The sequence below is a fragment of the Asticcacaulis endophyticus genome, from assembly GCF_014652575.1.
GTDB lineage: Bacteria > Pseudomonadota > Alphaproteobacteria > Caulobacterales > Caulobacteraceae > Asticcacaulis > Asticcacaulis endophyticus.
In genome coordinates this window covers 227,443-245,249 of sequence record NZ_BMZB01000002.1, presented here as the reverse complement: position 1 = coordinate 245,249, position 17,807 = coordinate 227,443, and the positions used below count along the sequence as shown (strand labels likewise).

The window sequence follows — 17,807 nt, the reverse complement described above, 5'->3', positions numbered from 1 at the left end:
CATGAGCCCTCATCCCGCTAACCCTGTAGACGCCCTGAAGGACGAACTGAAGTCCGCCTACGACCATAACCCGAACGACGCCCACGACACGGACGATCACCATCATCAGGACGAAGCCGCCAAGGTTACCCTTGGGTTCTGGATCTATCTGATGAGTGACTGCCTGATCTTTGCGACCCTGTTTGCCACCTTCGCTGTGCTGAAAGACGCAACCGCGGGCGGGCCCAACGGTCGGGAACTATTTGACCTCAGCTTCGTGGCCTTTGAAACGGCGTTGCTGCTGCTGTCGTCCCTGACCTTTGGTCTGTCGATGATTTCGATGCAGGCCAATAAGCTCAAAGGTACGATCGGCTGGCTGGCCGTGACCGGTCTGTTGGGTCTGGGCTTCATGGGCATGGAAATCTATGAGTTCAACCACCTGATCCACGAAGGCGCAGGCCCCGACCGTTCGGCGTTCCTGTCGGCCTTCTTCACCCTGGTCGGCACCCACGGCCTGCACGTCACGTCGGGCCTTGTGTGGATGGGTGTGATGTTCGTTCACCTCTTCCGCCGCGGCCTTACCCCCGCCAACCGCATCCGCATGATGGAGCTGAGCCTGTTTTGGCACTTCCTCGACATCATCTGGATCGGCGTTTTCAGCATCGTTTACCTCATGGGAGCCGCCTGATGCACATCCCTGATAAGCCCACCCTGCACAAAGCCAAAGACCCACACACGGAACTGGCCGACCATCACGCGGTCGATCATCTCAAAAAAGATGACCACGGTCACGATCATGGCGCCAGCCACGGTTCGGTAAAGTCCTATCTGATCGGTTTTGCGCTGTCGGTTATTCTGACGGCCATCCCGTTCGCCCTGACCATGATGAAGGTTCTGCCGTCCCAGATGCTGGTGCCGGTGATCCTGATCCTTGGCGTCGTGCAGATTCTGGTGCATCTGCACTACTTCCTGCACATGGACACCTCCTCCAGTCAGGTCTGGAACAATGCAGCCTTCGTATTCACGGCAATTATTCTGGGCATACTGATCATCGGGACGATCTGGGTCATGACCCACCTCAACCACAATATGCACCCCGGCATGATGGCCGGGGGCATGGGCTAGGCTCCATCCCTATCGTGATAAAGTTCAGAGCGCTGCCGGTTCCGGCAGCGCTCTTTTTTCGCGTTAAATTCAGGATTTAGATCGGCTCACCGGGGGGAATGCGGACATCATAGCGCCCGCTGGCCAGCAGAGACTTCATGGCGTCAGGATCGGCAATCAGTTCCGCAAGCCACATATCCTGCGCGGCTTGTAAGGCATCTTTCGACTTTGCTTTTTTGAGCTTATTCCCCAAGGCCTTAAGACGGCCTGAGACCACCGCCGCGGCTACCGGCGACAGCACCGCGTCATTACGTCCGGCAATCGCCCCCGGTGTCGTCCCCAGCGCCACGCCGTTGATATGACGCGCCATCATCAACACGGTGCGCATCTGCACCCTGCGCGCCGCTTCGGCCTCCATCGGGGTTGCAACCGATGGCGTAAACACCGCCGATATGATGCGGTCGAGCACGGCCTCAAGCTTCAGCGCCTCCCCGTCACGCACTTCTGCAACCGCCAGCCGGTTGAGGCGTTCGGGTGCAAACAGGGCCGACAGGGTCACTTCGGCGGCGGTTTCGGTCGCGACACCCGGATCAAACGACCGGCCCATACGGCTGCCGAAAATCTCGGTTTCATACTGCGGATCGGCATCGCCTGTGGTCTGTGCCGCCAGAAGTTTGAGTTGCGCGTCGGTCAAGACCAGCTCCGACGGTTTCAGCGTGGCAATCAGGGCGTCCAGCGCCGCTGATTGCTGTGAGATCGGCACCGGCGTCAACACGGCCTCAGCCCCGCCGCCCTTGACCGGATAGGCATAGTCCGTGCCGCCAATCAGCTTGGCCGTCGCCGACACCTGATAGCGATGGAGCAGGAACACCGGCACCAGTCGGCGGCGCAGTTCATTGACCGCCACGCTGGCGGGTAAGCTGTTCAAGCCAAAATCATCGAGCGCAATCCGGCGCACCTGCATCAGGTGGGTGATCTCCGCCACCGGATCGGCGCCATTGTCCCACGAACTGGCATAAGGGTTGCCGGTCGAATCCGCGCGTCCGTCGATATCGGCACGGAATCGCAGACGCGCAGCCCCCGCATCGATGCGGTCTTTCAGGCCCGCCTCAGCGCCATAGAGGGCATTGACCGAGAATTTATCCCACTCACCGATCCCGACCGCATAGGCGTCGGCAAAATCAAGCGCCTCCCCCTTGATGTCGATCTTGGCGACCGGATAGTCCATGACCGAGGTCCGCCCCTGCCCGGAGGCGGCGAAATTGTGCTGAAAGCCGAGCGCATGGCCAACTTCGTGGGCCGACAACTGCCGCGCCCGCGCCAGAGCGATCTCGACCGGATCGTTAGGCCCACCTTTGGCGGTTTTATCGACGCCCAGCATGGTCTCGAACATGATAATATTTTGGCGGATGCGCTGCGAGCCCAGAATGACCGCCCCGCGCACAATCTCTCCGGTACGCGGGTCCGTCACGGTCTGGCCATAAGACCAGCTCCGCGTCAGGCGGTTGGCCCAGAAGATGACATTATAGCGCGTATCCATCGGATCGACGCCTTCGGGCAAGACCTCGACGCGGTAGGCATCGATATAGCCTGCCGCCTCAAACGCATCCTTCCACCACATAGCCCCGTCAACGAGGGCGCTGCGGATCGGCTCAGGGGCGGAATTATCGACATAAAACACGATCGGTTTTTTGACCGTCGATCGTGCCGCCGCAGGGTCCGTTTTTTCCAAACGGAACCGGCGCGCCAGCCGTGTCACCAGCGCCTGCCCCAGCGGGGTTGAAAAATCGGTTATCAGTATATCGTTTTCCGCCGTGCGCGGATCAAACACGCGCGGCACGTAACCGGCATCCGGCAAGCGAATGAAGCTGTGGTGCATGGTAAAGGTCAGGCTGGTCGGATCAGAGGCGATATTGCTGATTTCACGGCCCGGATTTTCCGATGCGAAGCTAAAGATGGCGTCCATCTCAAGATTGTCGGGAAAGGCCTTGACGGTCGTAGTGTCGGCTAAGGTCAGTTCAGGTGCGGCGCGGAACGTGCCTTGGCCTGAGCGGTTAAGGCTGTCGCGCATCCCCCAGGCGTCACGGGTCAGAAAGGCGGTGATATCAACGATCACCGATCCGTCGCCAAGGGTTGTCACCACCGGCCCGGCCCAAACAGCGGAGTTGGCAAAGGCGTCCTCAACGGCTTTGGCCTCTTCTTTGGTGCCCGATGCCTTGAATTCCGGCGTCTTATATTCAGCCAGAACCTTGCCGCCGATTTTGCGGAATTGCAGCAGGCGCGTCGGGCCGAACTGACCGCGCTCAGGGCGCACGCTGGCCGAGCCCATGCCTTCCTTGATCAGGGTGTGGTGCAAAACCTCAGTCATCACCCCGTCGGTTTTAGCGGGTGGCAACTGCATAAATACCTTCCCGCCGGTCGCGTCGACAAACAGCGGCAGCAGGCCGTCAAGGCGCTTATAGGCCGCCGATTGCGCCGCCCATCCGGGGCCCGGGGCAGACGCCGCGGGTTTTGTCTGCGCCACCGCCTCAGCCGGGGCCTGCGCCATAAGGATAAGGGCCAGAAGGGTTGAGACCTGATAATTTACGTGCCGCACCGCGTACCTCATTGATAAAAATCACAAAATAGAAAAATGATCCGCGCCGTCGCTTCCCGGCGCGGATCAGGCCCAAAAGAACCAGACCAAGGGGATAGGGCCGAGTAGTTTTTACTTAGCCGGAGGGACTGCCGCCGCCGGATATTTGACACCAAGCTGCTCAAGGTAAGAGCTATACTTGGTCGGATCGTAATAGAACGGCTCCATTTGTGGACGCAGACGCTCCATCGTTTCCTTATTGAGGTGGATGGCTGGGGTATCTTCGGCGGTCAGGACCGGATCATATTTCATATCCTTAAACTGCACGGTCTGCTGATAGTCCTTGGCGGACTGCACCAGCGACGGGGTCGTCACAATATCCATGATGGTCATGGCCAGAACCTCAGCGCCATTGACCGCCCCTTTGTGGGCAATCGGGGTGGCCATAGCGATGGCCGCCGTGACGTTGTGGCCGATAGTATTGGGGATATTGGACGGGAAGCGGATGGTGATGGTGGGCACCGTCCACATGATGTCACCAATATCGTCTGATCCGCCGCCCATAGACGGCCCGCGCGTTTCCGGCGTCGACAGCGGTGCCAGTTTGGTCGTCAGCGGTTTCAGCGCAAAGCCGTTGGTTTCCTGCACGGCCTTGGCAAAGGCCTGATCATCGGCTGACCATTTGGGCAGGCCGACCTTTTGCATATTGGCATAGGCGGCTTCGGCCAAAGGCTTGTTGCCATAGTTCGGCGCGGCATAGCCCAGAACGCGGCGGGTGACCGTCGTGCCGGTGGCCTTAGCGGCGGCCTCTGAGATCGTATTGCCGGTCTCATAAAGGTTGCGGATGGACTCAAAAGTCTGCTCCCGGAAATAGTACCAGACACTGGCCTCGCCGGGGACGATATTTGGCTGGCTGCCGCCATTGGTGATGATGTAGTGCGACCGCTGCGTGACCGGCAGATGCTCACGCTTCATGTTCCAGGCGGCGTTCATCAGTTCCACCCCGTCAAGGGCGCTGCGACCGGCCCACGGCGCACCCGCCGAGTGCGAGGTCTTGCCCTTAAATGTGTATTCCACCGACACCATGCCGTTATTGCCGGCGGGGCCCCATGATGTCCCCAGTTCATTGGCCACATGGGTGAAGATTGACACATCGACGTCCTTGAACACGCCGTCGCGGACATAAAAGGCCTTGGTCGCCAGCAGTTCTTCAGCCACGCCGGGCCAGATCATCAGACGGCCTTTGATGTTGTTGGCGACCATCACATCCTTAGCGGCCAGAGCGGCCACGACCACCAACGGCATACCGGAATTGTGGCCTTCGCCGTGACCGGGAGCCCCCGGCACCTGCGGCGTGATCACCGGATTGCCCGGCACCTGCGACAGACCCAGCAGCCCGTCAATGTCGGAACCGAGCGCAATTAATGGCCCGCCCTCACCCCAGGTCGCCGTCCAGGCGGTAGGGATACCGGCGACACCGCGCGTAATAGTAAAGCCGTTCTTCTCTAGGATGCCGGTGACGTACTCAGAGGTCTTATATTCCTGAAAACCGGGCTCAGCGAAGCTGTAGATCGAATCGACCATCTGCTGGGTCAGGACGGCGCGATCCTTGACGCCTGCCTGAGCCGCGGCTTTCAATTTGGGGCTGGCCTGGGCCTGAGCCAGACCTGCGGGCAGGACTAGGGCGCTCGCCATCAGCGCGGCCATAAGTGAGCGTTTGGAAATGTGCATGAAGTTTACTCCGTGAGATTATGTGTAATTATTGACCGCTTTTGGCGGCAGGCGGCACGGCCACCGCCGGATATTTGACGCCCAGTTGCTCAAGGTAGGAGCTATATTTGGACGGATTGTAATAGAACGCCTCCATCTGCGGGCGCAGACGCTCCATGGTTTCCTTGTTGAGGTGGATGGCCGGCGTATCCTCAGCCGTCAGCACCGGATCGTATTTGACGTCCTTGAACTGCACGTTCTGCTGGAAGGCCTTGGCCTCTTTCACCAGTGACGGGGTGGTGACGATATCCATGATGGTCATGGCCAACACCTCAGCGCCATTGACGACCCCTTTGTGGGCGATCGGCGTCGCCATAGCCATAGCCGCGGTCACGTTATGGCCGATAGTGTTGGGCACGTTTGAGGGATAGAAAATAGTGATGGTCGGCACGGTCCACATGACATCACCGATATCGTCCGAGCCGCCAAAGTTCATGCCCGCCCGCATTTCCGGCGTCGACAAAGGCGAAAGCGTGGTCGTCAGCGGCTTTAGTTTAAAGCCGTTGGTTTCCTGCACGGCCTTGGCAAAGGCCTGATCATCGGCTGACCATTGCGGCAAACCGACCTTTTGCATATTGGCATAGGCGGCTTCGGCCAGAGGCTTATTGCCGTAGTTTGGTGCCGCATAGCCCAGCAGTTTGCGGGTCACGGTTGTGCCCGTCGCCTGCGCCGCCGCTTCGGAAATGGTGTTACCCGTCTCGTACATATTACGCACGGAGGCGAAATCCAGCTCCCGGAAATAGTACCAGACACTGGCGTCGCCGGGGACGATATTGGGCTGACTGCCGCCATTGGTGATGATGTAGTGCGAACGCTGCGTCACTGGCAAATGCTCGCGGCGCATGTTCCACGCTAGATCCATCCACTCCACGGCATCGAGCGCGGACTTACCCGCCCACGGTGCGCCGGCCGAGTGCGAAGTCTTGCCCTTAAAACTATATTCGACCGACACCATACCGCTCAACATGGGCCCCCATGAAGTGCCCAGATCGTTGCTGACGTGGGTGAAGATGGAGACATCAACGCCTTTGAACACGCCGTCACGGACATAAAAGGCCTTGGTCGCCAGCAGCTCTTCAGCCACGCCGGGCCAGATCATCAGGCGGCCTTTGATGTTGTTGGCCACCATGACATCCTTGGCGGCTAATGCTGCCACCACCACCAGCGGCATACCGGAGTTGTGGCCTTCGCCGTGACCGGGCGCACCCGGCACCTGCGGCGTGATCACCGGATTGCCCGGCACCTGCGACAGGCCCAGTAGCCCGTCAATATCGGAACCGAGCGCAATCAGCGGCCCGCCCTCACCCCACGTCGCCGTCCAGGCGGTAGGGATACCGGCGACACCACGGGTGATGGTAAAACCGTTCTTTTCCAGAATACCGGTCACATATTCAGAAGTCTTATATTCCTGAAAGCCCGGCTCGGCGAAGCTATAGATCGAATCGACCATCTGCTGGGCCAGAACCGTGCGGTCCTTGACGCCGGCCTGAGCGGCGGCTTTCAGTTTGGGGCTGGCCTCGGCATGGGCTAAAGACGGCACTGTCAGGCAGGTCGCCAGCAGCAGGGCACTCAAAAAACGTCTGGACACAGTCATACGCGTTTACTCCTGTAATTTTAAAGAGGATATGCACGCCCGTTTCAGACGTGACCGGTAATAAAAATGCCCTGCCGTGGGGACGACAGGGCATGGGGATTACAGCTAGAACTCCATCCGCAGGCCAACGCGATAGACGCGGCCCATGACATCATAGAGCCCCCGGTTGGTTTGCAGATAGGCCGGGGTATTTTCGGCACCGAGGTTTGCCGGGCTGGACAACAGTACCGGGTCCTTATCCATCAGGTTCTTGATGGACAGATAGGCTTCGGCCTTGACGCCACCGATCTCGATGACGCGGTTGACCGCCACATCGAAATAGACCGCCCCGTCAACTGTATTGTCGTTGATGGTGTAGTAAGGGGCGACACTGACCGGGCAGCCGCTGGTGCATTCGGTATAGGCGTTCGACAAAACCCCGTCGGAGACCCCGCGCGCCGTCAGATTGATCGTCCACGGATCAAGCTTATAGAGCGCTGTAATGCGGTAAACCCAGTTAGGTGTCGAACCGGAGTTGGAGCCAGCAAAATCCACCGCCGTCACGCCATCATCGGTGATGTTGGTGATGTAGTGGGTCGCCATACCGCGCAGGCTTAAAGACCCGCTGGCCTTGGAGTAGACATCGGCCAGATTGAAGCGGTAGGAGGCCTCGATATCCATACCGCGCGCCAGCATGCGGTTGAGGTTGTCATAATAGAGGTTGATGGTCTGCAGCGTCGGGCCGCTATAGATCATGTTATTGCAGTAGCTCTGGATACCGTTGATGTTACAATAGTCGGCAACCTGCTGGGCGGTAACGAAGCTGATGACGCCTTCGACTTCGATGTCATAATAATCGACCGAAGCTTCAAAGCCCGGCCAGAAGCGCGGACGCACCACCACCCCGACACCGATGCCATCGGCCACTTCGGGCTCCACCAGGGTCGAGCCCTGAAGGTTTTGCACGAAGGCTACCGACGTGCCGTTAATGGCCACCGAGTTCGAGCGGGCCGTGCCGGAATCGTAAAGCTCCGACAGGTTCGGCGCGCGGATATCCCGCGACATGGTGTAGCGCAGCTTGATGTCTTCGATCGGCGCATAGGTAAAGCCGACTTTCCACGGACGGGCCGCGCCGGAGGTCGAGTAGTCCGCATAGCGGAAGGCGGCGTTCAGATCAAAGCCTTTGAACATCGGCACCACGGCTTCGACATAGGCTTCGGCCACTTCGTAGGAGCCGGTCGAGACCTTGAAGTTACCGTACTTCCACCCGCTTTGGTACTGCGGCGGCACAAAGCCATCCATCGCCTCACGACGCCACTCCGCCCCGAAGGCCAGAGAGATCGGCCCGGCCCAGCCCATGATGTCGCTGGTCGAGAAGTTGACGGCCGCCACATCCTGCTCAAAGCGCTGCTTACGGGTCGGCGTGCCCAGCACATAGTCAAGCGCTGCGGCATCCGCGACACCGATACCCAAGCGGTTGAGCGGCACACAGCCATTGGTCGGATTGGTCAGGGTCGAGCGGCAGACGATTTCGGTCGTGCCGGGACGGAAAACCGCGTCAGTCGCCAGCGTCAGAAGGGCGTTGTTATAGGTATCGGTCAGGGCTTCGACCGTATCGGTGATGCCCATCTGATAATAGCTGTCCCACTTAAAGCCTAAGCCGAGCGCATCAAAGTTACCGTCCGCGCCGACCACATAACGCTGAGTTTCGCGCTCCATAGTGCTGCCAGACGCGGGCATATCGCCGTTGCTGGTGCCCATAACAAACGACGTAACGCCAGCATTGGTCATGGCCGTGCGGACCGATGCGGGCAGATAGGCATTGTCTGAGCGGATCGTCACGCCCGTCGTGGTCGGCTGGATATAGTAGCTCAGGCCTTCGTATTTAGCGTAGGACGCCTGAGCGAACACGTTCAGATACGGTGTGACCTCATAGCTCAGACGCGTAAACAGGCTGTCGCGATCATCACCGGCCACCAGACTGTTGGTGCCGATCATGCCTGATGTCGGATATTGCCAGTCACCGCCCAGCATCCACTGGCCTGATGATGCGCCGTAGGTCAGTTGATTGACCGAACCGCCTTCACCGAAATAGGTGCCTCTCAGCGGCCCGGCCGTGATCAGACCGCCCGGCGTTAGGCTCGACAAACCAATGCCGTCAGAGACGATATAAAAGGGCTGCCCCGCCGCCGTATTGGGGTTACGCATCGAGAAATAGCCCTTTTGGGCCCAATCGCGCGCCGTATAATGCACCCCTTCCTGCTTGGCCTTTTCGTAGCTCAGCAGGAAATGGCCGCGGTCATCGGCAAAGCCGGTGCCATAGGTGGCGTTCAGCTTCCAGTTTTCGGCATCGCCTTCGGCGGTTTCGCCGTATTCAGCCGTCGTCTTGAAGCCGGTATATTTCTTATCAAGAATAAAGTTGACCACCCCGCCGATGGCATCGGAACCATAGGCCGAAGAGGCCCCGCCGGTCACGACTTCGACGCGCTCAATCAGCGACTGCGGGAAGGTATTGGTGTCGACAAGGCCGGTGGCGGACGAAATCACCGAGCGCTGCCCGTCAAACAGAACCAGCGTGCGGCCCGTCCCCAGAGCCCGCAGGTTCAACGCACTGATGCCCGCCTGACCGTTCGACAAGGCCCCCGATGAGTTGGAAGCCGTCGCACTGCCCTTAACCGATGGCAAGGTGTTGACGAAATCAGCGATATTGGCGGGGGCTTCGGCCTTGATTTCTTCCTTGCCCAGTACGTTGACCGGGGTGGGGGCGGCGAAGCCGTTGCGCACAACGCGTGAGCCGGTGACCACGACCTCCTGCACCTCTTCCTCAGCGGAGTCCGGTGCGGGTGCCGGGGCTTCCTGCGCCCATACGGAACTGCAGGTAAATAGTGCGACCAATGATGTAGCCGTTAGTAACTTTGGAAACCTTGTTTTCGACATACTAAATCCCCTTATGTGTCGAAGTGTGGTTTCCTCCTGTAATATTTATGTGGCTTAGGCCGGCAAATACGCGCCGCGGAACTTTATAAACATGACGTTAACATGACGATGGGTTGAATATCTCGGAAATTTCAGTCTATTTATTAGCATATGGTTTGAAATCGGAACCAAAAGAGGATTTTTTTGATGAATTTCGACACTAAGCGGCTTGATGCTACAGATTACAAAATCTTACGACAATTGACTGAAGACGGGCGTATGTCGGATGTTGCGTTAGGCGAGCGGCTCAATCTGTCAAGTACAGCCGTTGCCCGTCGCCGTAAAATCTTAGAAGAATCCGGCATAATTTCAGGTTACACAGTCAATCTGAATTACAAAACGCTTGGCCTGAGCATGATTGTTATAGTCTCGATTGAGTTGTCTTCTCAGGCAGAACACGCCTTGAACGATTTTGAACAGGCCGTTCTCAGAAGTCCATCCATGTCTTTCTGCAGCTTTGTTTCAGGCGACACCGACTTTATTATGATCCTGAACGTGGCCTCGTTTGAAACCTACGACTCAATCTATCGCCGGGAACTGTCGACCCTGCCCCATGTTGCCAAGATTAGAAGCAGTTTCGTCATGCGCGAAGTCAGAAACCTGACAACCCCACCGATAATATTCCACGGATAAATACAGATTAAAGTAGCCGTGCTTGATATCTCCACTTTAATATCCGGGCCATAGGTTTACCTCCCTGAAAGCTGATATTCAGGACAAACAGTCGCTTGCCATGACCGGCGGGCTACATATAGTTTGGCGGGCATTCCATAGGGGCGAGCCAAAGAGTTGAGAACGGGACCAGCGTGACGGAAGTTCGTCCTTTGACAATATTAGGCAGTGGCATGGCCGTGCCCGAAACCTTACGCCTGTCAGAAGATCTTGATGCCCTTATCGGACGCCCGGCCGGATGGCTTTACCGGCGCTCAGGGGTTTATGGTCGCTATGTCTGCGATAAGGAAGACCAGATTGACCTGGCTGTAAGTGCGGCCCGCGCAGCCCTCAACGAAGCCCGCCTGTCGCCAAACGATGTAGAGTTCATTCTGTTTGCCGCCGCCGTGCCCTATCAGTCGATCCCGTCCACGGCGCCTCTGATACAGGCGCGGTTAGGCATAACCGACGGTAGTTGCATGGCGTTCGATATCAATTCGACCTGCCTGAGCTTTGTCACGGCGCTTGATATCGCCAGCCGCATGGTCGGCAATAAGGTGGCGCTGGTGGTCGCCTCAGAAGTCGCCTCACGCGCCCTGCCCTGGGCGCAGGACCCGGCGACGGCGGCCCTGTTCGGTGACGGCGCGGCGGCGGTTGTCATCACCGGCCAAGGCGATGGCCGCCTGTTGGCCTCACGCATGGAAACCTATCCGTCGGGCTATGACGCCTGCTCACTGGGGGCGGGTGGCACCCGCTATGACTATCATACCGATCGTGAGGCTTTCGACAGGCACAGCCGGTTTCACATGGAAGGCGACGCTTTGTTTAAGCTGACGTTGCGCCATTTCGAGCCGTTTCTGGACCGCCTGCTGGATCAGGCCGGATGGCAGCGCGACGATGTCGAACTGATTGTGCCTCATCAGGCCAGCCCCGGCGCTCTGGCGCACCTGACCCGCCGGTGCGGTTTTTCTGCCGATATCGTCATGAACATTGTGCGCGATTACGGTAACCAGATCGCGGCCTCTATTCCGACCGCCCTGCATCTGGCGCGGCAACGCCATCCGGCAGGTCTGCGCACTCTGATACTGGGCACTTCCGCCGGTATGTCTCTGGGCGGACTGGCGATGATCCTATGAAAATTGTCGTTTCCGGTGCCACGGGCTTTCTGGGCGGACATCTGTGCCGCCATCTGCATGGCCTTGGTCATCAGGTGCTGGGGCTCGGCCGTGATGTCCTGAAAGGCGAAGCCCTGCGCGCCGATGGGATTGAATTTGAAACTATAGACCTTGGCGATGCGTCATCCCTTAATGCGTGGGATCAGGCCGATGCCTTTGTTCATGCCGCGGCCCTGTCGTCGGCGTGGGGGCTGCGCACGGCGTTTGAACAGGCCAATGTCACCGGCACACAACACGCCATCACTATCGCCCGCCAACTTAAGGTCAGGCGCTTTGTGGCCATATCCTCGCCCAGCGTCGCCTTTCGGTTTTGCGACCAGTTGAACCTGTCTGAGGACGCCCCGCTACCACCGCCAGTCAATGACTATGCCGCCACCAAGGCGATCGCAGAAGACATGGCGCGCACCTCAGACCTGAACACCCTTATCTTACGCCCCCGTGGCATCTATGGTCAGGGCGACACCGCCCTGCTGCCACGGCTTATCCGGGCGGCTCAAACACAGCGCCTGCCCCTGCTGCGCAACGGAGCCGCAGTGACCGACCTCACCCATGTTGACGATGTGGTGGCCGCCATCGTGAGCGCCATTGACGCCCCGCAAAGCTATAATGGCCGCACCTTCAACATCTCAGGCGGGGAAGCCATAGCGGTTCACCACATCATCTCCCGCGCCAGTGAGGCCGCAGGCGTGACCGCGCGCTTTCGGCCCGTGCCCGTATGGCTGGCACTGGCGGCGGCGCGCGCTGCCGAATATATCGCACGACATCGTATCGGGCAGCCGGAACCGCCGATCACGGCTTACGGCGTAGGCATACTGGCGTTCAGCCAGACCCTCGATCTGACGGCGGCGCGCCGTGATCTGGGCTATAACCCGCAGATCGATTTCAGCGAAGGTTTGCGCCGGACCCTTGCCTCATGAGACCGGTCTTCGCCAACAGCGCGACCCTCAGCATTCCCGAATGGCTGGTTCTGGCCAAAGGCCACCTGCGCACCATCAAACTTGGGGTGCGCTTTGGCGTCTGGGTGCATCCGCGTCACGGCCCGATTGTCATCGATACCGGCTATGGGCCCGAAGTGACCACAGGACGCCGCAGTCTGGCACTCAGGCTCTATGCCGGGGTTTTGCGCCCGCGCCTTGAGATCCAGCCCGAAGACGTTCTGACCGATCTGGGCTTTAGGGCCGATGATGTGAAATATATCTTCGTGACGCACTTCCATGCCGACCACATCAGCGGACTGCGCCGGTTCGAAAAGGCCCGCTTTATCGCCGCAGGCTGGGATAAAATCAACGCCCAACCGATGTGGCAAAAGCTGCGCCATGGCCTGTTCACGGAACTCCTGCCCGACGATTTCGAAGACCGCCTGATCGCCATCGAAGACCTTCCGGTAGCCGACCTGCCCTTCGGGCGCGGCCACGACCTTTTTGGTGATGCCAGCCTGCTGGCCATTGATTTACCCGGTCATGCCACCGGCCACTGCGGTCTGGTGTGGCCGCAGCATAAGCTGATCTATGCCGCCGATGCCCAGTGGTTGGGTGAGGCCATAGCTCAGGATCGCCCCCCGCGCGGCCCGGCACGGTGGGTCTATGACGATGAGGCGGCCATGACGGACTCCATGGCTTTGCTGCGTCGCGCGAGTCTGGCCGGATATGAGATTGCGCTGTGTCATGATCCCGTTTCTTAGCGCCTTTTTTCGCACGCTCTGGCTGGCCAGACTCTTAAAAACTCGCGAAGACGTAGCCAGATGGCAGGCGCGCGGGCTTAAGCGCCTGATGCGTAAAACCCTGCCCGCCTTCCCATATTATGCACACCTCCATGACTGCCGTTTTGATGCCCTGCCGGTCATGGATAAGGCGCAACTTATGGCCAACTTTGCACAGCTCAATGCCCCCGGCATTACGGCGGATGAGGGCTGGAAAATCTTCAGTGGCCATGCCCCTCAAAGACGCGGCTACAGCATTGGCGCCAGTACCGGCACCAGCGGTAATCGTGGGCTTTATGTGGTATCAGATCAGGAGCGGCAAGCGTGGCTGGGGGTTATGCTGGCCAAAACCCTGCCGCGTTTTCCGCGCGATACGGCGCGCATCGCCCTGATCCTGCCGCTGAATTCGGCCCTCTATAAGACCGCCGCCGTAACACCGCGCCTGACTTTAAGGTTCTTCGACCTGAATGATGGTCTGGAGGCTATTTTTGCCAGACTGCCGGACTACCGCCCCGACACGATCATTGCCCCGCCCAAGGTTTTGCGCGCTTTGGCCGAACAGGGGATGAACCTGCCCCTGCGGCGCATATTTTCCGGTGCCGAAGTCCTTGATCCGCTTGATAAGACGGTGATCGAGGCGCGGTTTCATATCCGCGTGCGTGAGATCTACATGGCCACAGAGGGCCTGCTCGGTGTTGCCTGTGACCATGGCACCCTGCATCTGTGCGAAGATGTCATGCACTTTGACTTTGAAGCGGTGGCGGGCAGCGACCTCGTCAGCCCCGTCATTACCGATTTCACCCGCACGACACAGGCCATGTGCCGCTACCGCATGAATGACCTGATGCGCCTGTCTCAGACGCCCTGCCCGTGCGGCTCACCCTATCAGGCGGTGACGGAGATTGCCGGACGCTGCGATGATCTTTTTCAACTGTCGGGCCAGACCATAACGCCTGATATTCTGCGCAATGCCATTGTCGATGCCGACCGGCGTATCACGGATTTTCGCCTGAACCAGACCGGGCCGTCCGACATAGACCTCATCCTGCCAATCGATACGCCGCCAGAGGCCGCGCTGAAGGCGAAAGAAGCTGTATCGAACCTGCTGTCAGGGCTCAACATCACCGCCCATATTGCCCTCAGACAGGAAACCCTTTCGACCTCGGCGCGCAAACTCAGGCGGGTTGAGAGGATATGGAAGGGATAGGGATGCGCATACTCATCGCCGGTGCCCGCGCCCCCGTCGCCCTGCACCTGACCCGCTGTCTGGCGGCAGAAGGCCACAGTGTCATACTGGCCGACAGCCTGCGCTTTCCTCTGGCGCGCGCCAGCCGTTTTGCGCAAGCCTTCGCACCGCTGCCCCCGGCCCGTACGTCGCCTAAAGCCTATGCTGCCGCCGTGGCCGAGGTGGTTGAACGGCACGGCATTGATCTCATCCTGCCGACTTGCGAAGAGGTGTTTTATCTGGCCGCCGCCAGAGACCTTTTTGGCTATTCCCTTCCGCTTTTGGCCCCGCCTTTTGATCGACTGGCTGAGGTTCATAATAAGTACCGCTTTTGCCAGGTGGCGCAGGGGTTTGGCGCGGATGCCGCGGAAACCCGTTTACTGACCGCTTCGGATGACGCGCGCACATTCAGCTCTCCGGCCGAATGGGTGTTCAAGCCAATCTGGTCGCGCTTTGGCGACCGCGTCCGCGTGCAGCCTGAAACCCTGGACGACCTTTGCCCGACGCTGGACGATCCATGGATCGCCCAACGCTACCTAAACGGCGAAGAACTGTGTGTCTACGCCGTGGCCCATCACGGTCGGGTGGCGGCTCTTCAGGCGTACCGGCCGCTGTACCGCGCCGGTCGCGGCATTGGCGCGGGCGTTATGGTTGCGCCGGTATCCGAGCCGGTCATTGATCAGTTCGTCACCGGTTTTGTTCGCCACACAAACTGGACGGGTCAGATCTCCTTTGATTTCCGGCGCGATGGTTCCGGCAAAATCCATGTGCTGGAATGTAATCCGCGCGCTACAACCGGCGCACATTTTTTCCGTCTCGAAGACAAACTGGCCAAGGCACTGATTGAGGGCCATCCGGCCACGGCGAGCGGTGATCAACCCATGGGCGTGCCTCTGGCCATGCTGATCTATGGCCTGCCCGACAGCCTGAGTCGTGGCCAGTTTGGCCCGTGGTGGCGCGATTTCACCACCATGTCCCACCTGCTGGAACATCCGTCTGACCGCAGCACAAGGCCCTGGCAGATGCTGGCCCTGCTTGAGGCCACGGTTCGCGCCGTCCGAAGCGGCCAAGGCCTTAAGGCCGCCGCCACCGCTGATATCGAATGGAACGGCACGCCGCTGCTATAGCTCCATAATCATACGGACGGGCTGATGCGTCACCGGCGGAAGCTCGCCTTTCAAAATCGCCTCAATTGATGAGCGCAATATATCCAGAGGCCCGATCACCGGCTTAGGGTCACCGAACACTTTCCGGTTGCCCGACGCGGCCTGAAGGATATGGCGATCCTGCGCCAGCGCCACCGCAAACAGGGGCTTGAAAATCGCCGCCTTAACATAACCCAGCCCGTATTCGGTTGGCCCCGACAGGATACCCAGGCCCGCGACCTGCCCGTCCACCTCCTGACGCAGGTGAAACGTGGTCACCAGATTGAGGCGCTGCGGCCCCCAGAACTCGATCTCAGCAATACCCGGCGCCATGAAGCGGCCTATGCTGATGCCACGCCCGCCCTCCAGCAGTCGGCTGATCAGGCCCTCCTGACGCGGCTCGCCTTCATACCGCGCCTCAACCCAGCCAAGGCCGCCGGTAATGTCGACGCGAACCCTGTGCCTGCGTGCGCTAAGCCCCCGCAGCAGCCCCTTGTGCGTAAAGTGAGTATGGCTGGCGTCCAGAATGTTTTCGGCGACATCGATCAGGGTTGATTGTACGCGGCTTTCGACCAGAGCGGAGACATTCCCCGCCCCACTAAGACGCCCCGAATAGGGTGGGGCCTCAGTAGGCGTCAATGATACGAAAATCAGATCGTCATGTTCACACACGGCCATGGGAGCGAGACGTACCCGCGGTACGGGCCCGACCGCTCCCGGTATCATCCGGCACAAACCGGTGCCATCGAATTGCCAGCCATGATAGGGACACTCAATGCCTCCGTCGATCACACGGCCTTCGGACAGCGGCGCCAGACGATGGGGGCATATGTCGGCAAAGACCGCTATGTCCCGACCGGAGCGGAAAACCACCACCGCCTGCCCCGCAATGACAAAGCGGCGCGGCGTGCGTTTCAGATCACGGGCTGCACACACCGCTATCCACGAAGAGGGCGTTACCGGGGTCACAGTTCAAACCTTTTGAGAATGGGCACACCTATGGTGTTGAGAATGCTGCGCACCAGATACGCTGCCAGACGCGGGCCAAGACCCAAGTGGCGATTATAGACCATAAGATATTCCAGCGCAGGCGTGCCACCGCGATTGCGCTTAAAACCCGCCGCCCCCGCGCTCATATTGTATAACAGCCGCCGTTCACGCGCCCGCGTCATCGCAATCCCCATTAACCGCCGGTATAGGCCCCGTTCGGCGGGCAGTTCCGTATCATAGCCAACCACAGGGGCTGCCATGGAATCGCCATGGTCGATAAAGCCAACAACCCCGTCGATCCGTCCGTCATGATTGCGCAGGGCGTGCAGATCAAGCGTCCGCGTCGCGTGGCCTTGCTCTAAGAACACAGGCGTATAGACCGGGTTCAGCCAGGTATATTTATCGAGATAAAGCTGCCGGTACAGGTCAGCCATGCGGTCGAAATCTTGGGGCCGCCATGGCCCTTGCGTCCAGTTATAGTCGCCACGGGCCAGCAGCTTTATGTCGCGCGCTTCGTCACGGCTGACCTTTGGTGCCACCGCCCGCGCATCGAACAAATATATCTGCCGCGAGGGAAAAGCGTGATATCCTGCGGCCTCAAACCGCGCCTTTAATTGAGCCATGGACTGATCATTGACTGACCGCCAGATTAGGCTATGGCTCGGATATAAGGCCGTCAGGGCGCGGGTGGCTTGCGCAATATCGGCCTGCGACAGATCGGGAAAAAGGTTGGTGGCCACAAGGCCATTATTGGGCTGGACCTGCCGATCCAGCCGTGACGCCGTCATCAGCGGACGGGCACATTCGATCAGGCCGCGCAACAGCCCCTTAAGCCACGGTTTGGCCGAAAAATGCCGCAGCTCATCAATCGCATAATCGATATAGGCCGCACTGGGGCAGCACAGATAGTTGGTCACGTCGCCGCCGTCATTGCGCGTCACAGGC

General features: G+C 59.3%; 14 protein-coding genes. 8 read left to right on the top strand and 6 right to left on the bottom strand.

Going from position 1 to position 17,807, the window contains the following annotated elements; all coding sequences use genetic code 11:
- Nucleotide 1 precedes the first annotated feature (1 nt).
- Together cyoC and cyoD are read left to right on the top strand one after the other, a co-directional pair.
- On the top strand, nucleotides 2-667 hold the full coding sequence (gene cyoC, locus IE102_RS09525) for a cytochrome o ubiquinol oxidase subunit III (protein ID WP_189486270.1): 666 nt from the start codon (nucleotides 2-4) through the stop codon (nucleotides 665-667).
- Complete coding sequence (gene cyoD / locus IE102_RS09520; protein ID WP_189486269.1) at nucleotides 667-1,104, top strand: cytochrome o ubiquinol oxidase subunit IV; 438 nt, start codon at nucleotides 667-669, stop codon at nucleotides 1,102-1,104. Before cyoC ends, cyoD begins: the two co-directional genes overlap by 1 nt.
- Before the next feature lie 76 nt (nucleotides 1,105-1,180).
- On the opposite strand, the gene IE102_RS09515 is transcribed toward cyoD, so the two are convergent.
- The 4 genes from IE102_RS09515 to IE102_RS09500 all read right to left on the bottom strand — a co-directional run bounded on the left by IE102_RS09515 (nucleotide 1,181) and on the right by IE102_RS09500 (nucleotide 9,938).
- Nucleotides 1,181-3,679 (bottom strand): zinc-dependent metalloprotease, encoded by a 2,499-nt coding sequence (locus IE102_RS09515; RefSeq protein ID WP_229807673.1) that lies wholly within the window; start codon nucleotides 3,677-3,679, stop codon nucleotides 1,181-1,183.
- Between the two features lie 111 nt (nucleotides 3,680-3,790).
- Nucleotides 3,791-5,389 carry an amidohydrolase gene (locus IE102_RS09510; RefSeq protein WP_189486267.1) on the bottom strand — a complete coding sequence of 533 codons (1,599 nt, stop codon included), beginning with the start codon at nucleotides 5,387-5,389 and terminating at the stop codon, nucleotides 3,791-3,793.
- Nucleotides 5,390-5,417: 28 nt separating this feature from the next.
- Entirely contained in the window at nucleotides 5,418-7,022 is a 1,605-nt protein-coding gene (locus IE102_RS09505; protein ID WP_189486266.1) for an amidohydrolase, read from the bottom strand.
- Between the two features lie 105 nt (nucleotides 7,023-7,127).
- Nucleotides 7,128-9,938, bottom strand: a complete 2,811-nt coding sequence (locus tag IE102_RS09500; RefSeq protein WP_189486265.1) for a TonB-dependent receptor plug domain-containing protein — start codon at nucleotides 9,936-9,938, stop codon at nucleotides 7,128-7,130.
- A 186-nt stretch (nucleotides 9,939-10,124) separates the two neighbouring features.
- Between IE102_RS09500 and IE102_RS09495 the strand changes: the two genes are divergently transcribed.
- From IE102_RS09495 to IE102_RS09470, 6 genes are all read left to right on the top strand, one after another.
- On the top strand, nucleotides 10,125-10,610 hold the full coding sequence (locus IE102_RS09495; RefSeq protein WP_189486264.1) for an Lrp/AsnC family transcriptional regulator: 486 nt from the start codon (nucleotides 10,125-10,127) through the stop codon (nucleotides 10,608-10,610).
- Nucleotides 10,611-10,822: 212 nt separating this feature from the next.
- Nucleotides 10,823-11,764: a 3-oxoacyl-ACP synthase III family protein gene (locus IE102_RS09490; RefSeq protein WP_189486263.1), complete on the top strand. Its 942-nt coding sequence runs from the start codon at nucleotides 10,823-10,825 to the stop codon at nucleotides 11,762-11,764.
- Nucleotides 11,761-12,720 carry an NAD-dependent epimerase/dehydratase family protein gene (locus tag IE102_RS09485; protein ID WP_189486262.1) on the top strand — a complete coding sequence of 320 codons (960 nt, stop codon included), beginning with the start codon at nucleotides 11,761-11,763 and terminating at the stop codon, nucleotides 12,718-12,720. The genes IE102_RS09490 and IE102_RS09485 overlap by 4 nt, the downstream gene beginning before the upstream one ends.
- On the top strand, nucleotides 12,717-13,484 hold the full coding sequence (locus IE102_RS09480; protein WP_189486261.1) for an MBL fold metallo-hydrolase: 768 nt from the start codon (nucleotides 12,717-12,719) through the stop codon (nucleotides 13,482-13,484). The genes IE102_RS09485 and IE102_RS09480 overlap by 4 nt, the downstream gene beginning before the upstream one ends.
- Nucleotides 13,468-14,709, top strand: coding sequence for a F390 synthetase-related protein (locus IE102_RS09475; RefSeq protein ID WP_189486260.1), 1,242 nt, complete (start codon nucleotides 13,468-13,470; stop codon nucleotides 14,707-14,709). Before IE102_RS09480 ends, IE102_RS09475 begins: the two co-directional genes overlap by 17 nt.
- 2 nt (nucleotides 14,710-14,711) lie before the next feature.
- Nucleotides 14,712-15,854, top strand: a complete 1,143-nt coding sequence (locus tag IE102_RS09470; RefSeq protein WP_189486259.1) for an ATP-grasp domain-containing protein — start codon at nucleotides 14,712-14,714, stop codon at nucleotides 15,852-15,854.
- On the opposite strand, the gene IE102_RS09465 is transcribed toward IE102_RS09470, so the two are convergent.
- Together IE102_RS09465 and IE102_RS09460 are read right to left on the bottom strand one after the other, a co-directional pair.
- A complete protein-coding gene (locus IE102_RS09465) occupies nucleotides 15,849-16,841 on the bottom strand; it encodes a Rieske 2Fe-2S domain-containing protein (RefSeq protein WP_189486258.1) in 993 nt (330 codons plus the stop codon). The genes IE102_RS09470 and IE102_RS09465 overlap by 6 nt on opposite strands.
- Nucleotides 16,838-17,803 (bottom strand): GNAT family protein, encoded by a 966-nt coding sequence (locus tag IE102_RS09460; protein WP_189486257.1) that lies wholly within the window; start codon nucleotides 17,801-17,803, stop codon nucleotides 16,838-16,840. Before IE102_RS09460 ends, IE102_RS09465 begins: the two co-directional genes overlap by 4 nt.
- Between the last annotated feature and the right edge of the window lie 4 nt (nucleotides 17,804-17,807).

What these genes read in the sequence shown, in the direction of transcription:
- IE102_RS09475 (WP_189486260.1), top strand. Translation starts at nt 13,468, where the DNA reads ATGATCCCGTTTCTTAGCGCCTTTTTTCGCACGCTCTGGCTGGCCAGA.
- IE102_RS09485 (WP_189486262.1), top strand. Translation starts at nt 11,761, where the DNA reads ATGAAAATTGTCGTTTCCGGTGCCACGGGCTTTCTGGGCGGACATCTG.
- IE102_RS09480 (WP_189486261.1), top strand. Translation starts at nt 12,717, where the DNA reads ATGAGACCGGTCTTCGCCAACAGCGCGACCCTCAGCATTCCCGAATGG.
- IE102_RS09505 (WP_189486266.1), bottom strand. Translation starts at nt 7,022, where the DNA reads ATGACTGTGTCCAGACGTTTTTTGAGTGCCCTGCTGCTGGCGACCTGC.
- IE102_RS09510 (WP_189486267.1), bottom strand. Translation starts at nt 5,389, where the DNA reads ATGCACATTTCCAAACGCTCACTTATGGCCGCGCTGATGGCGAGCGCC.
- IE102_RS09470 (WP_189486259.1), top strand. Translation starts at nt 14,712, where the DNA reads ATGCGCATACTCATCGCCGGTGCCCGCGCCCCCGTCGCCCTGCACCTG.
- IE102_RS09500 (WP_189486265.1), bottom strand. Translation starts at nt 9,938, where the DNA reads ATGTCGAAAACAAGGTTTCCAAAGTTACTAACGGCTACATCATTGGTC.
- IE102_RS09490 (WP_189486263.1), top strand. Translation starts at nt 10,823, where the DNA reads ATGGCCGTGCCCGAAACCTTACGCCTGTCAGAAGATCTTGATGCCCTT.
- cyoD (WP_189486269.1), top strand. Translation starts at nt 667, where the DNA reads ATGCACATCCCTGATAAGCCCACCCTGCACAAAGCCAAAGACCCACAC.
- cyoC (WP_189486270.1), top strand. Translation starts at nt 2, where the DNA reads ATGAGCCCTCATCCCGCTAACCCTGTAGACGCCCTGAAGGACGAACTG.
- IE102_RS09495 (WP_189486264.1), top strand. Translation starts at nt 10,125, where the DNA reads ATGAATTTCGACACTAAGCGGCTTGATGCTACAGATTACAAAATCTTA.